This window comes from Bacillus salacetis (assembly GCF_049177075.1).
Taxonomy (GTDB): domain Bacteria; phylum Bacillota; class Bacilli; order Bacillales; family Bacillaceae_B; genus Rossellomorea; species Rossellomorea salacetis_A.
In genome coordinates this window covers 661,056-674,528 of record NZ_CP185377.1, presented here as the reverse complement: position 1 = coordinate 674,528, position 13,473 = coordinate 661,056, and the positions used below count along the sequence as shown (strand labels likewise).

General features: G+C 46.9%; 11 protein-coding genes. 2 read left to right on the top strand and 9 right to left on the bottom strand.

What is annotated here, in order from left to right:
• Window positions 1-62 precede the first annotated feature (62 nt).
• From ACOJQI_RS03455 to ACOJQI_RS03435, 5 genes are all read right to left on the bottom strand, one after another.
• Window positions 63-1,385: a GntP family permease gene (locus tag ACOJQI_RS03455; RefSeq protein WP_421383594.1), complete on the bottom strand. Its 1,323-nt coding sequence runs from the start codon at window positions 1,383-1,385 to the stop codon at window positions 63-65.
• A 214-nt stretch (window positions 1,386-1,599) separates the two neighbouring features.
• Entirely contained in the window at window positions 1,600-2,250 is a 651-nt protein-coding gene (locus ACOJQI_RS03450) for a CoA transferase subunit B (RefSeq protein ID WP_421383592.1), read from the bottom strand.
• A 12-nt stretch (window positions 2,251-2,262) separates the two neighbouring features.
• Window positions 2,263-2,952, bottom strand: a complete 690-nt coding sequence (locus ACOJQI_RS03445; protein ID WP_421383590.1) for a CoA transferase subunit A — start codon at window positions 2,950-2,952, stop codon at window positions 2,263-2,265.
• Window positions 2,953-3,175: 223 nt separating this feature from the next.
• Window positions 3,176-4,534, bottom strand: a complete 1,359-nt coding sequence (locus tag ACOJQI_RS03440; protein ID WP_421383588.1) for a sigma-54 interaction domain-containing protein — start codon at window positions 4,532-4,534, stop codon at window positions 3,176-3,178.
• 185 nt (window positions 4,535-4,719) lie between these two features.
• Window positions 4,720-6,732, bottom strand: coding sequence for a YhgE/Pip family protein (locus ACOJQI_RS03435; protein ID WP_421383586.1), 2,013 nt, complete (start codon window positions 6,730-6,732; stop codon window positions 4,720-4,722).
• Window positions 6,733-6,855: 123 nt separating this feature from the next.
• Between ACOJQI_RS03435 and ACOJQI_RS03430 the strand changes: the two genes are divergently transcribed.
• The gene (locus ACOJQI_RS03430; protein ID WP_421383584.1) at window positions 6,856-7,761 is read left to right on the top strand and encodes a LysR substrate-binding domain-containing protein; all 906 of its coding nucleotides are present in this window, start codon (window positions 6,856-6,858) and stop codon (window positions 7,759-7,761) included.
• A 102-nt stretch (window positions 7,762-7,863) separates the two neighbouring features.
• On the opposite strand, the gene ACOJQI_RS03425 is transcribed toward ACOJQI_RS03430, so the two are convergent.
• The 3 genes from ACOJQI_RS03425 to ACOJQI_RS03415 form a co-directional block, all read right to left on the bottom strand.
• A complete protein-coding gene (locus ACOJQI_RS03425; protein ID WP_421383582.1) occupies window positions 7,864-8,391 on the bottom strand; it encodes a response regulator in 528 nt (175 codons plus the stop codon).
• Between the two features lie 79 nt (window positions 8,392-8,470).
• The gene (locus ACOJQI_RS03420; protein ID WP_421383580.1) at window positions 8,471-9,502 is read right to left on the bottom strand and encodes a fatty acid desaturase; all 1,032 of its coding nucleotides are present in this window, start codon (window positions 9,500-9,502) and stop codon (window positions 8,471-8,473) included.
• A 370-nt stretch (window positions 9,503-9,872) separates the two neighbouring features.
• Entirely contained in the window at window positions 9,873-11,342 is a 1,470-nt protein-coding gene (locus ACOJQI_RS03415; RefSeq protein WP_421383578.1) for a protein adenylyltransferase SelO, read from the bottom strand.
• A gap of 204 nt (window positions 11,343-11,546) precedes the next feature.
• Between ACOJQI_RS03415 and ACOJQI_RS03410 the strand changes: the two genes are divergently transcribed.
• The gene (locus ACOJQI_RS03410) at window positions 11,547-12,062 is read left to right on the top strand and encodes a hypothetical protein (protein ID WP_421383576.1); all 516 of its coding nucleotides are present in this window, start codon (window positions 11,547-11,549) and stop codon (window positions 12,060-12,062) included.
• Window positions 12,063-12,129: 67 nt separating this feature from the next.
• On the opposite strand, the gene ACOJQI_RS03405 is transcribed toward ACOJQI_RS03410, so the two are convergent.
• Window positions 12,130-13,377: a helix-turn-helix domain-containing protein gene (locus ACOJQI_RS03405; protein ID WP_421383574.1), complete on the bottom strand. Its 1,248-nt coding sequence runs from the start codon at window positions 13,375-13,377 to the stop codon at window positions 12,130-12,132.
• Between the last annotated feature and the right edge of the window lie 96 nt (window positions 13,378-13,473).

Genomic DNA, 13,473 nt, shown 5'->3' with positions numbered 1-13,473 from the left:
TAGGAAGCCGGCTGCCGGGCAACACCTCTCCGCCCCGCCCGCCTGACCGGCACTCTATATTATTAAATTCCAACACCAAGCGAGAATAATAGAATCGCAATCGCCAGTCCGATCAGCGGAACGATGACCGTCAGTGCTCCAACTGCCCCATAGGCCGCTGCGTGTGTCTCGTTACATATCGAACGGATCGTTGTAACGACATAACCGTTATGAGGAAGCGAGTCCAGTGCACCGGAAGAAATCGCAACCGTACGGTGGAGGGCTTCCGGATTGACGCCCATATCCATATAGTGAGGAGCCAGAATCGGAAGCGCGATCGCCTGGCCACCCGAAGCAGATCCCGTCATACCGGCAATCACACTGACCGCAATCGCGCCGCCAATCAGAGGTGATCCAGGGATATTCGTCATCACATCAACGGCCACGTCAAAAGCAGGAACTGCCTTCGCCACACCGCCGAAACCGACAACGGCTGCCGTGTTACCAATCGCAATCAACGCACCGATCGTACCTTCGGAAACCGCTCCCCAGAAACCTTTGAAATACTTACGGTTTAATAGATACGCAGAAATGACTCCGCCAAGAAGCGCAATGATCAATGCTGATTGTTTTAAAGAATCATGGAAAATGAACGCAATGACTAGTACGACCAGCAAAGGAATCAGACCCATCAATGGGTTTGGCAACTGCCTGTTACTGTCAATGACAGGGTCTTCCTCACGTGCCTCGAATCGTTCGCCTTTTGCCACAGCCTTGTTGATCATTCGTCTTAGCCACCAATATCCGAATACAGCCATGAATACGGCTACAATCAAACTCACTTCCCAACCCGCGTAAGGGCTGGTTCCAAGGTAATCAATCGGAATCCAGTTCTGGATTTCCGGCGACCCTGCAGACGTCATCGTAAACGTAACAGAACCGAACGCCAATGCTGCCGGGATGAAACGGCGGGGCAGATCAGCCTGCTTGAACAAACTCACAGCCATCGGATAAACCGAGAACGCCACAACGAATAAGCTTACTCCGCCGTATGTCAAGACCGCACAAGCAAGCACAATCGCAAAAACGGCAAACTTCATACCAAGTTTCTCTACTACGAAACGGGATACACTGTCTGCGGCCCCGCTGTCTTCCATAACCTTACCGAATACTGCACCAAGCAAGAACATCAGATACCAGGAAGCAATGAACCCGGTGAAACCCGACATATAATTGCCGACAAGGTTGGCTTCCCCTTCCCCAACCAGCTGCGGAAACAGCGGCAGTCCGCTTAATACCGCGACAAACAAGGCCGAAATCGGCCCGACGATGAGGATATTCATCCCCCGCATCGTTAACACAATCAATAAAATAAGTCCCCCGATTAGACCAATCATGCTTAACATGAAAGTTCCCCCTTTGTCCTTTAATAAGAAAAGCGCAAGCGCCCTGTTCAGCGGCGTACAGATTGGAGGGCTCTCGCATGAGATAAAGGAAACACAACGAACGTAGTGAGTTGATGTTGACTTATCGCAAGGAGAGAGACCGAAATCTGCTAGCAGCTAGGGCGCTGGAGCTAGACACTAACTCCATTCAAGATTTTTACTTCTTTTAAAATTATTATGATTTCACTTCTTCTACATGAAGCTTCGGTCCTGTCGAAGCAATGACTTCCTCAACCGTGAATCCTTCAAACACTTCTACCAACTTCAAGCCATTTTCCGTCACATCAATGACCGCTCTTTCAGTGATAATGCGGTCGACCACCCCTTTGCCTGTCAAAGGCAGGCTGCAATTGCTTACAATTTTGGGTGCACCGTTTTTAGAGACATGCTCCATGATGACAATGATTTTCCTCGCTCCATGAACAAGGTCCATCGCGCCTCCCATTCCCTTTATCATTTTTCCGGGAATCATCCAGTTTGCCAGATCACCATTTTCAGAGACTTCCATTCCTCCAAGAATCGCGACATCGACATGCCCGCCGCGGATCATTGCAAATGATTCTGATGAATCAAAATAAGAGGATCCTGGGATGGCTGTGACCGTTTCTTTTCCCGCGTTAATCAAGTCTGGGTCCACTTCGCCTTCAGCTGGATACGGCCCTATCCCCAACAGCCCGTTTTCGGATTGAAGGACGACATGTTTATTTTCTGATATATAATTGGCGACCAGGGTCGGCATGCCGATTCCTAAATTTACATAGTCCCCGTCATTGATTTCTTTTTCAGCTCTTCTCGCAATCCTTTCTCTCACTGCTGCCTTATCCATTACTTCGCCTCCTTACTTGCTGACTGTTCTCTTTTCAATTCTCTTTTCCTGTTTTGCCTCTATCATTCTTTGAACATAGATTCCCGGTGTCTGCACATCATTCGGGTCAATGTCCCCGATTTTGACCAGCTCTTCTACCTCTGCAATCGTTACTTTCCCGGCAGCGGCGATCATCGGATTGAAATTTCTCGCTGTTTTGTTGTAAACAAGGTTTCCGGCATTGTCGCCTTTAGCTGCCCGCACCAGACTGAAGTCAGCGGTCAGCGCTTCTTCCAGGACATATTCCTTTCCATTGAACATCCTTGTTTCTTTTCCTTCCGCAACTACTGTCCCAACGCCTGCAGGAGTAAAGAACGCCGGTATTCCGGCTCCGCCTGCACGGAGTCTTTCTGCCAGTGTCCCCTGCGGTACAAGCTCCACTTCCAGTTCCCCTGACAGCACCTGTCTTTCAAACTCTTTATTTTCACCGACATAAGAACCGATCATTTTCTTAATCTGCCTTTTTTGAAGCAGCAGGCCAAGCCCCCAGTCATCTACTCCGCAGTTATTGGAAATGATGGTGAGGTCCTTCACATTCTTTTCAACCAGCACCAGAATCAAATTCTCCGGGATTCCGACAAGGCCGAACCCTCCAACTGCCAAGGTCATTCCGTCTTTTATTCCATCGATGGCATCGAATGCTGCGTCATATATTCGTTTCAAGTTGAACAACTCCCTTCTTGTAAAAATAATGCTCACTCACCTTAATGCAAGAAGCGTGCCAACTTTTCATCCCTTGATAAAACTCATCCGGGCTTGTCCCTCTGTCCAGAATTCTGGACAGAATTGAAAGCGCTTCATTTAAAAATTAATAAAATGTTCACATTTGTCTGAATTAAAGAAAGGTGTCCGAAATCCTGGACATTATTCCAGAATTCCGGACACCTCAGTCAATCCCGAATTTATTAATTTTTTCATACAGGCTGGATTTACTGATCCCCAGAGCTTTTGCAGCAGAACGCCTGTCGCTGTGTTTCTTCAATGTCTGGGTAATCACTTTTTTCTCTGTTTCCTCTAAAATTTCCTTTAATGATTTTTCGTCAAATTTATACGAATTGTCGCCTTTTATATAAGCAGGAAGGGATTCCACTGTAATCGTCTCGTCTGACGTGAAATACGTGGAGGCCTCGATCACATTTTCCAGTTCACGGATATTCCCCGGCCAGCTGTAGCGGTAAAAGAGATCCATCACTTCCGGCTCCAATCCCTTCAATCGTTTTCCGGATTTTCCAGCAGATTTATCCATGAACTTCCTGGCCAATGCAGGAATGTCTTCCACCCTCTCCCGGAGCGGCGGAACGCTGAAAGGAATGACATTGATCCGGTAATAAAGGTCCTCACGGAACCGCTTCTCCTCGATCATTTTTTCCAGCGGGCGGTTGGTTGCGGCAATGATCCGGACATCCACCTGTTCCGTTTCGGTTGCTCCGACTGGTTCAACCTCGCCGTCCTGAAGAACACGCAGGAGCTTGGCCTGCATGTTAAGCGGCATGTCGCCGATTTCATCCAGAAACAGGGTGCCTTTGTCGGCAAGCTGGAATTTCCCTTTCTTACCGCCTTTCCTCGCACCAGTGAAGGCTCCTTCTTCATATCCGAACAATTCGGACTCCAGAAGCTGTTCAGGAATCGCGGCACAATTCACTTTAATAAAAGGCTGCTGGCTCCTCTCACTCAACTGATGGATGCTGTGGGCAAATAGCTCTTTGCCTGTCCCGCTTTCCCCTCTGATGAGGACAGAAATATCACTTGGTGCGATTGTCTGGACCTTTTGCTTCAGTTCTTCCAGGGTCCTGCTCCCGCCGGATATGTCCGTTAAGGTGTACTTGGCTCCATTGTCGATATCCTGGATATAGCTTTGCATCTTGGAAAGCAGATTTTTCACATGGGAACTCATCTGCTTCCATTCGCTCGTATCACGGAAAAAGACAGACCCAAAAGCGCCGACCACTTTGTCGTTGACCACGATTGGGATCCGGTTGGCAATCATATAGTTTCCTCTAATGTACTGCAGGTCCGCTATCTCTTCTTTTCCGGTATTTGCGACAATATGCATTCTTGTGTTCTCGATCACTTCCGTCACATGGGTGCCGATGGCCTGGTCACGGTCCACCTCAAGGAACTCACAATAATTCTGATTGATGAAAATGATCCTGCCGGTGTCATCCACCACGACCAGCCACTCAAACGCATTCTCCAAAATCGTCTCGATCATATCTGTAGATACATGCCCTAACAAGCTCTTCATAAGATGCTCCTCTATCGAAAAATTCCGTCATTTTTATCATTATCTTATCATAAGGAGGAGCGCTGCGGAATGCCGTTTCACCACTTTAAAGCACTAAGGGGGACTGTCCCTCTTCGTGCTTTAAAGCGCTAAACAAAACGCAGAGCCGGCACTGGCCGCTCTGCGTTTAGATTCAAAATATAATGTTACCCCGCTTTTTCCACGGTTGTTGGTGCTGGTACGGAACGGTGCTGCAGATGGCTGACAAACCAAGTGATGATACCTGCAGCAAATAGATAGGCTGCCAGTATCCAGCACTGTTCTAACAGCTGCGACCAGTCTCCAAGCGTAATGACATCCTGCAGTCCTTGCAGGGAGTGAGCCATCGGCAAAAATTGTCCGATTTTGCTCAGCAACGGAAAGCTTAACTCTCCAGGGAAGGTGCCGCCGCAGGTTGCCAATTGAAAGACCAGCAACGTGACGGCAAGGAATTTCCCTAATACGCCAAAGACCGTGATCAGCATCAGAATCACTGTCATGAACGTAAAGGAGATGATAATGCTTGATAAAATGAACAACGGCACACTGGCCACATCAAGATGGAAGCCCAGCAGCACGACTGCATCCACGATCGCCGCCTGGATAAGTCCCATTGTATAGACCAGCCCGAGCTTGTTCAAAAAGTGATGTGTCCCATTGGCAAGGGGCTTTTCACGTTTGCTCAGCGGTAAAATATTGGCTGCCATGATTCCCCCGACGAAAAATGCCAATGATAGGAAATAAGGAGCGATTCCCGCACCGTAATTCGGCACTTCCGACAGATTGGATTCAACAAGCTGTACCGGCTCCGAGAACATGGTTGTCAATTCATCATCCTGAGGTACTGCTGCCGTTTCTGCAGCCGCATCCTTCAGTTTAACAGCCAGATCACCTGAGCCATCAGAAAGCTGATCAAGTCCATCCGTCAGTTTCACAGCACCTTCCTGCAAAGGAGCTGTGCCGCTTTGCAGTTTTCCAATACCGGTTTGAAGCGAATCAAATCCTTCATTCCACTTAGTAAAACCAGCCGACAATCCGGTGCTACCTTCCGCCAATTGACCGGCACTTTCAGCAGCTGTTCCCATTTTACCGGAAAGGTTCTTCACACCTTGACTAATGCCAGCCTGTCCTTCAGCGATTTTTTCAGCACCATTGCCGAGCTGAACTTCCGCTGCTTTCAAGTCAGCTCCCGCCTTCACTAGTCCGGAAGATAAGGCTGTTATCTTTTGAAAGCTTGGATCCTCCGCAAGTTCAGGGTGGCTTGCGGCAAGCTGTTCAAGCTGTTGCTTTAATGCTTCCTGACTTGCGTTCACCTCTGTTTGTTTCTGGATCAGGGATTGATTTCCTTTGGACCAGGTTGCTGTCCCTCCTGCCGCCTCTTCCGCACCTTTCTCCAAAGAAGCTGTGCCTTGAGATAACTTATCCAGGCCGGAAGCTAAAGCAGCCGCACCATCACTGACCCGGTCAGCCCCTGCAGCTAATTCCCCGCTGCTTCCTGACAATTGAACCGAGCCGTTTTTCACTTCACCAATTCCATTTGAGAATTTCTCCAGGCCATCAAGGAGTTCTGCACAGCCATCCCTTGCATCGGCAATCCCTTGATGAAGCGTCTCCGCTCCATCTCCGGCATCATTCAAGCCGTCAGATACATCCTGGAACTTGGAAAGAACGCCTTCCGCATAGGATTTCGTGACAGAGTTGGCGATTTTGGTTTTCATTTTTTCCACAGCCGTCGAACTGATCTGCGACGCCACAAAGTTTTTACCAGGATTAATTTTATATAATAGCTTTGCAGGCTGGCGGTCTTCCTCCATCAACGTGCTTATATTAGCCGAGAAATCCTCCGGGATGGTGATCACCATATAATAACTGCCTGCTTTGAGCCCTCGTTCAGCCCTTTCTTCAGAGACAAACTGAAAATCCAAATCTGGATTCTCTTTCAGATTCTCGACAAAATCATCCCCGGCATGGACAGCATTCTCATCCATCACCGAACCTTCATCCATATTCACAACGGCAACCGGCAGTTCATCTACACGGCCGTATGGATCCCAGTAACCTGATAGAAAGAGGCCGGAATAAATCAAAGGTACAAGTGCTAAGAATATGAGTGCAATCCTCCCATGTTTATGTCTCCACATAGCTGTCAGGTCCTGTCTGACCAACTGTAATCCTTTCATAGAAAGCTCCTCTCTTGTTTAAAAAATTCAACAATATTTCTATCCTACTGAAAGAGTATTATAATGTATAATACATATTTATCTATGAATTAATAGCTTACAGTCTATAAAAAGGAGTTGCCTATGGAATTACTGCAGTTAAAATATTTTCAAGTCGTCGCCAAACATGAACATATGACCAAAGCAGCGGAAGAACTCCAAATCGCCCAGCCGTCTTTGAGTAAAACCATTTCCAGGCTGGAAGAAGATTTAGGGGTGTCCTTATTCCAAAGAGAGAAACGGCAAATCCGTTTGAACGCCCATGGGAAACTATTTTTGAAACGGGTGGAGAAAATTTTTACTGAGTTAAATGAAGGGAAAAGAGAACTCCTGGACTTATCCCGTAATACTGAAAAGAGTATCACGCTGGCAGTATCCATCTCCAGGCTGCTTCCTTCCTTAATACAATCCTTTCGGCAGGAGCATCCGGATGTTCGCTTTCAGCAATTTCTGGAATCTACCTCCTCCATGAAAACGGAATTGGAAGAAGGACAGATCGATTTCTGCATCTCCTCCCTGCCGGTCGAAGGAAGCGATATTGTCTGGGAACCCTTGATGACAGAGGAAATCTGCCTCATTGTTCCGCCGGGCCACCGTTTTGCCGGGACTTCCGTGATCGAGCTGCAAGACATGAAGGATGAAGCTTTCATCAGCATGAATACCGGTTACGGTTTCCGTGATTTAACAGACCGGTTTTGCAGAGAAGCGGGTTTCGAACCTCACGTAGCTTTTGAAGGGGATGAACCGGGGGTGATTGGCGAGCTGGTCAAACAAGGGCTGGGCATCGCCTTCATTCCGGAAATTGCCTTACTGAATCAAAGGGGCCGCTTTCCTCATAAGCTCAGGATTTCCCATCCCGATTGTAAAAGGACGATCGGAATCGGCTGGTCGACAAGGCGTTACCTTTCGCCAATCGCTATCCAGTTCAAAGAATTCGTGAAGAACTATTTTGCGGAAGTCGCCCGCGAACTGGAGAGTGTAAGAGATTAACATTAACGCGTTAAAGCGCTAAAAGGGACAGTCCCTCTTAGCGCTTTAACGCACCACCGCGCCGGGGGACTGTCCCCCGGCGCGGTAGTGTACTAAAGTATTTTATCCAGCTGGCATTTTCATTTTATCTTTAAAAGCCGTTAAGTAGCTGCGGACGGAATCGAGCGTTTTATTTTGCTGATCACGGGATGGAAAAGCCTGACTGGGAGTTGCTGAAGTTTCTTTTTCCGTTGGCCCGTCCTGATCGTCCTCCATCAAAGCAGGAGAATAAACCCGCTCCCCATCCAAAATCAGCCGTATCGATGACACAAACTCCTCGCTCGAACTATCTTTGGGGAGGTAGCCCCTGACATCCATCTCGATAATTTTTTCGAAGTAACCCTGTTTTGGGAAAGTGCTGAGGATCAGCAGCTTACACCCCGACGCCCTTAATTCCTCAGAAAAGCCTTCCTTTGAATGCATTTCAGTATCCATCAGACAGATATCCGGGCGATGCTCCTTGACGAGGGCAAGCACTTCTTCTCCTTCGCTTGACTGTCCGACCACTTCCATATCATTTTCCAGGTTGAGCAGGGATCCTATAATGCCTAACAAAAATTCTTGATCCTCTGCAATCACTATGCGAATCATGTCTATTCTCTCCTTATCGGAATTACTAAGCAAAGACTCTCCTCCATTGTGAGAGGAGAGTCAGCTGAGGGTGCTGTTTTTATAGCTCAGGCTTTGCCTCGGCAGCAATACGCCGTTCGGCTGCTATAGCCTTGATACCTTTTCTAAAGCTGACAAATTTCTTTCCCTCTTCATCCCACAGGCGGAAACGAAGTGACTCAAGGCTTGTTTTAAGAGTGATGGTCGGTACATGATGCAATGGAGGCGTGTTCTCATGGGCGTCCTCCAACCGGTAATTCGGCACTCTCGGGCTTAGATGGTGAATATGGTGGTAACCGATATTTCCAGTCAAGAATTGAATGACTTTAGGGAGCTTGTAAAAAGAGCTTCCTTCTACAGCGGCAAGCACGTATTCCCATTCACTGTTCTCTTCAAAATAAGAGTCTTCGAAAGTGTGCTGGACATAGAACAGCCAAATCCCTGCAGAACCTGAAATCATGAAAATGGTTCCCTGTACAAGAAGGAATGACTGCCATCCGAGTGTCATGCCAAGCAGAGCAATCAAAGCCACGATGATGACATTTACCAAATAAGTGTTGTTGCGTTCTTTCTTGCGGGCATTCTTGCGGTTAAATCTATTTTTAAGAAGGAATACATAAATTGGTCCGAGACCAAACATGACGATCGGATTGCGATAAAAGCGGTAAGCCAAGCGAGTTTTCAGCGGCGCTTCAGCATATTCCTTAACGGTAAGTGTCCAAATATCCCCTGTTCCCCGCTTGTCCAAATTTCCGCTGGTAGCGTGGTGGACTGCGTGGTCGTGACCCCATTGGTCAAAGGGAAATAATGATAGCACGCCAACAATTGTTCCAAAAATACGGTTGGCACGTCTGCTTTTAAAGAAAGAATAATGGGTGCAGTCATGGAAGATAATGAAGCTTCTCACCAAGAACCCTGCTGCAAAAACCATCGGGACAAGAGCCAGCCAATAAGAAACAGATAAACTCTGATAGGCTAGAATCCACAATAGAAGGAACGGGCCCAATGTATTGATGATCTGCCAAACACTTTCCTTTGTTGTTGATTTTTCATAAGGGGCGATTTCTTTTTTTAAGGTTTTCAGGTTTGTCATTTAGTAGAATTCCCTTCGTTTGTTGATAATCTTATTATAGGAAAGTAACACTTTTCCGATAAGTAGTAGGTGTCATGTGCAGGGTATGACATTTGTCATGTGCGGAACGGGAGGCCTTGGTGCAACTGGGTTTTGGAGCAGAAAAAAATTTTAATTATTTTTCTAATATAGATAATTAGCTGGTTTTTTCCTGATACTTTATCACTTTAACGTACTAAGAGGGACAGTCCCTCTTAGCGCTTTAACGCACCACCGCGCCGGGGGACTGTCCCCCGGCGCGGTGGTGTGCTGAAGGATTGGATCTCCCAATAAAAAAACCCTGCGCTGTTCAACCGAACAGGTCAGGGTTTTGCCATTCATTATGGAAGGATCAGGTCCCGCAAAACGTTTGGTAAGGTTCATCTGTATCCGGCGGCAATTTTGCATATTCTGCTTGCTCCGGGGAATGGGCATAAGGTTCCAACAGGGCATCCAGCAGACGTTCCATGACGCTGTAGTCCCCTTCTTCCACGGCGGCTTCCAGTGCTTCTTCGACTCGATGATTCCGCGGGATGACAGCGGGGTTGGTTTTTTTCATCAATTCATGAGCCTGCTCCGGTGTTTCCTCCTGTCTTTCCAGCCTTTCTTTCCAAATCGCATACCAGCGGTCGAATTCAGGCTTGTCGTACAGGTCCGTTTCCTCCGGCTTATCGAAGGTCAGGGCAGCAAAGGTATTCGTGTAATCCGCTCCGTGTTCATGCATTTTACTCAGCAGGATATCGATCAGCTCCTTATCCTGCGGCTCTGCATTGAACAATCCAAGCTTGGCTCTCATCCCTGCCAGCCACTCAGCGTGGAACAACTTCGGAAACTCTGAAATAGCCTCTTGCGCAAGTTCCAATGATTTCTCCTCATCTTCATGAAGCAGCGGCAGCAATGTTTCCGCCAGCCTTGCAAGGTTCCATCCCGCAATCGGCGGCTGATTGCCAAAGGCATAGCGCCCCTGCCTGTCAATCGAGCTGAAAACGGTTGAAGGATCAAACGCATTCATAAAGGCACACGGGCCGTAATCAATTGTCTCGCCGCTGATGGTCATGTTATCTGTATTCATCACCCCATGGATGAATCCGACCATCTGCCATTGCGATACCAGTTTGGCCTGCCTCTTTATGACCTCCTTCAGCAAAGAAAGATAAGGATTTTCGTCATCTTCAAGCTCCGGATAGTGCCTCTCAATCGTATAATCGGCCAGCGCCTTCAACTCTTCTGTTTCAGCAAAGTTGGCTGCGTATTGAAATGTCCCGACCCTGATATGGCTTTCCGCTACGCGTACCAGGATTGCTCCAGGAAGGGCCGTTTCACGCCTAATGCCTTCACCGGTTGTCACGACTGCCAGGCTCCGGGTTGTCGGGATTCCAAGGGCATCCATCGCTTCACTGATGATATACTCCCGCAGCATCGGTCCAAGGGCTGCCCGGCCGTCACCTCCGCGTGAATAGGGAGTTCTCCCCGCACCTTTCAGCTGGATATCGAACCTTTCCCCTTTAGGAGTGATCTGTTCTCCTAAAAGGACCGCTCTACCGTCCCCCAGCATATTAAAATGCCCAAATTGATGTCCGGCATAAGCCTGTGCCAAAGGCTCTGCACCTTCCGGAAGTTCATTTCCTGCGAAAATAGCGGACGCATCCTTCAGAACTTCGACGTCCAGCCCAAGTTCTTCCGCCGCCTCAATGTTGAGCACTGCCAATTCAGGCGAATCAACAGGTTCCGGCTTTTGTTTTGCATAAAAAGTTTCAGGCAGCCGGGCATAACTGTTATCGAGGTTCCACCCTGCCTGATCTGCTTTATGAGAGTTTGTCATACTATCTTCCTTTTTCCTTTTGACTTTGATTTCATCTTAACACAGTTGCTTTTATTTTCTGTCCTTGCTGATTTTATTATTCTTTATGCCTGCGACTTTCATTTCATAAAACTCCGCACTCCATGTCCAATTACCCCAATAACAATCAGGGCCATTCTCTGCGATAATAACTATATGAAACTTGTTTCAAGAGGAGGAACTATAGTGAAGCAGAACAAATCCACTTCCAATCGCCAAAACAACACTCTCTCTCAGAACCAAGTTAATCCCGGAAAACAGCATCAGGGTGACAGAAACCATTATCCAGCAACGATCGAAAAGCTTGAAACAAATGCGGAAAAGATTAGTACGGAACTTCATGAACTGCAATGCCGAATCAGCCTGGATACTCCTGAAGATCTTATCCAGGCAGAAGAAGAATCCATCGGCTTACTTGAAGAATTGAACAATATCAGCTCAAAGCTCGATGCCTACTCTGTCGACATTTATGAAAAAGAGGAAAACCTTGAAAAGTATCACTATGTCCATAGAGGGGCCCGGAGAGTGGAACGGATCATCAGGCATTCTCTCGACGTGCTTCCGATTGAAAGCTGGCAGGCAACCCGGCCGACTGTCAGGAGAATGGACATCATGCAAGGATACCGGCCGGATAACTATTTTAGAAAAAAGAACATCCTAAAAAGAGTGACCCCTAGAAGAAAGGGCAGCGAGAGAGGTTAATCACCACATTAACGCATTAACGCGCTAAGAGGGACAGTCCCTCTTAGCGCGTTAATGGGATAAAGCATCATTCATGGTCATAAAAGCTTTTTTTCGAGTTTATGTAGGCACTCGCCAGCTCCAGAGCCTTTTCATTATCTCCCTTTGCGGAATAATATTGAAACAACTTCCTCTCGTAATGGTCAATCAGGATGACATAACCGATTTTCCTGAAATGGGGCAGTACCGTCTCTTCAATGAAACGATAGAAGTTCTCTTCGTCCCCTTTTAATTCATAAAGATTCAACTGGAAATCGATCCAGGTCGTCGAATTTAATTCACGGGCCTTTTTTAAGCCGTCAGCGGATAACTCGACCAGTGTATCCACGCTGGTCAAATTCCCCCTGAAACATGTATGGACATAACTATCGAGCGTAGTTAAATAAATCGGTGTCCCCTCATCCATCAATTTCATCGCTTCTATGTAGTAATTGGCCGATTCTTGATACATCTTCCGCCGGAAACATTCAAACCCAAGATTATGATAGATTTTACCCTTCCGTTCTGATGAATGGACTGAATCGCATAAATTTAAAAGCTGTTCATACTTTTCCTTTGTTTCTTTGAAGTCATGAAGTTCCTTGGCATTCAGCTGAACAACAAGCATCATTTCAGTATCAATGATGCGGAGGATGTTTAACGTGCGCTGAAAGAATTGCAGGGCCTTCTTTCCATAATAATAGGCGGTAATGTTGCTGTGGATGGAATGATAAGCAATCGCCAAGTGGTAAAAATATTCTTCATTGTTGTACTGATCGTGGTCGATAGCCGTCAGGCAGCTGATACAGTCGCGAAACTGGCCGGTGACAAAATAGTATATTCCCCAAATATGTTTCAACATGTTCTGGTTATGAAGGGAGAGATCCGCTTCATGCTTCTGCAATCCCTGGATAATATCATATGCGGAGTCTACTTTATTATTAAACAGATAATATCTTGCCGAAAGAAGCTTGAAAAGAATCTGAAATTCCGGCATTCCGATCAACGTTTCTGTTTCAAGTTCCATTTTCAATGCCTGAGATTCCTTAGTGCGCTGCATAATCATGGCTTCTTCCCATTGATTCAACTTTTTGGACAATGCGTAGTATCGCGAGAGTTCATCTTCAGTCTTGATTCCCAGTCTGTCAGCAAGCAGATTCGTAATCTCTTTTGAGTACTCCGTGATACCTCTCTCGATCTTACTCAAATGTGTGATCGAGCATATTCCTTCACACAGCTGCCCCTGAGTCAATCTTGCTTTTTCCCGGTAAAATTTTATGATTTTCCCCTCTATCATGCTGCACCTCAGTTGAAATAGTTTATATTATTATAGCAATAGTATTGAAAGAAGCGGAAGAACGTGTCTTCCGCCAATTTATGTTGATTCTTCAAG